Below are 698 nucleotides of genomic sequence, written 5' to 3'. Positions count from 1 at the left end.
ATCGGATATACCTACGGTAAAGTATCCGAGCAGAAACCGGTAACAGCAGGTGACCTCCATGCAGAAGGCGCTATGACAGCTCTCCTGAAAGACGCCCTGAAACCGAACCTCGTTCAGACACTGGAACACGTTCCGGCGATCGTACACGGCGGACCATTCGCAAACATCGCTCATGGATGTAACTCCGTAACAGCAACCAAGATGGCAATGAAACTTGCTGATTATGCGATCACAGAAGCAGGATTCGGTGCAGACCTTGGTGCAGAGAAATTCCTCGATATCAAATGCCGTATGGCAGACCTGCATCCAAGTGCAGTTGTTATCGTAGCAACCGTACGTGCTCTGAAATACAACGGCGGCGTAGCCAAAGCTGACCTCAACAACGAAAACCTGGAAGCTCTTGAAAAAGGTATCCCGAACCTTCTGAAACATGTAAGCAACATCAAGAACGTATACAAACTTCCTTGCGTAGTTGCCATCAACGCATTCCCGACCGACACCAAGGCAGAGCTTGACTTCGTAGAAGCTAAGTGCAAAGAACTCGGCGTAAACGTAGCTCTTTCTGAAGTATGGGCAAAAGGCGGAGAAGGCGGAATCAAACTTGCAGAAGAAGTTCTTCGCCTCGTAGAAGAACCAAACGACTTTACTTATGCATATGAACTGGAAGGATCTATCGAAGATAAACTGAACCAGATCGT

Annotated in this window: 1 protein-coding gene; it reads left to right on the top strand. The window is 48.0% G+C overall.

What is annotated here, in order from left to right:
* The coding region (locus WMO75_RS19695; RefSeq protein WP_349078871.1) for a formate--tetrahydrofolate ligase at positions 1-698 on the top strand (698 nt) is incomplete at both ends.

Origin of the sequence: Blautia intestinihominis, assembly GCF_040096655.1 — a bacterium.
Taxonomy (GTDB): domain Bacteria; phylum Bacillota; class Clostridia; order Lachnospirales; family Lachnospiraceae; genus Blautia_A; species Blautia_A intestinihominis.
The sequence above is the reverse complement of the archived record's forward strand: the minus strand, read 5'-3'. Positions and strand labels throughout refer to the sequence as shown.